The sequence below is a fragment of the Faecalibacterium sp. DFI.5.82 genome (genome assembly GCF_029076575.1).
GTDB classification, from domain to species: Bacteria; Bacillota; Clostridia; order Oscillospirales; family Ruminococcaceae; genus Faecalibacterium; species Faecalibacterium duncaniae.
In genome coordinates this window covers 1-291 of sequence record NZ_JARFIS010001058.1, presented here as the reverse complement: position 1 = coordinate 291, position 291 = coordinate 1, and the positions used below count along the sequence as shown (strand labels likewise).

General features: G+C 37.1%; 1 protein-coding gene. It reads left to right on the top strand.

Annotated elements, in window-relative coordinates:
* Positions 1-102: 102 nt before the first annotated feature.
* Positions 103-291, top strand: a 189-nt coding sequence (locus P0G09_RS20125; RefSeq protein WP_342760587.1) for a YicC/YloC family endoribonuclease, incomplete at its 3' end; no start/stop codon positions are given.

Here is a 291-nt window from a genome sequence, read left to right as displayed (position 1 = left end):
CATTAGAGGTATAATAACTAAAATTGCAGTAATCGGCAGTTCTAAAAAACAGATAAATTTGATATATAGACTGCCAAGGAGAAGAACACGAGGAAAGACAAGATGATAAAAAGTATGACAGGGTTCGGAAGATGTGAAGTTCTGAAGGACTCAAGAAAATTTACGGTAGAATTAAAAAGTGTGAATCACAGATATCTCGATGTAAACATTCGGATGCCGAAGAAATTGAATTTTTTCGAGACGTCCATCAGGACGCTCCTTAAATCATATGCAGACCGGGGAAAGGTTGAC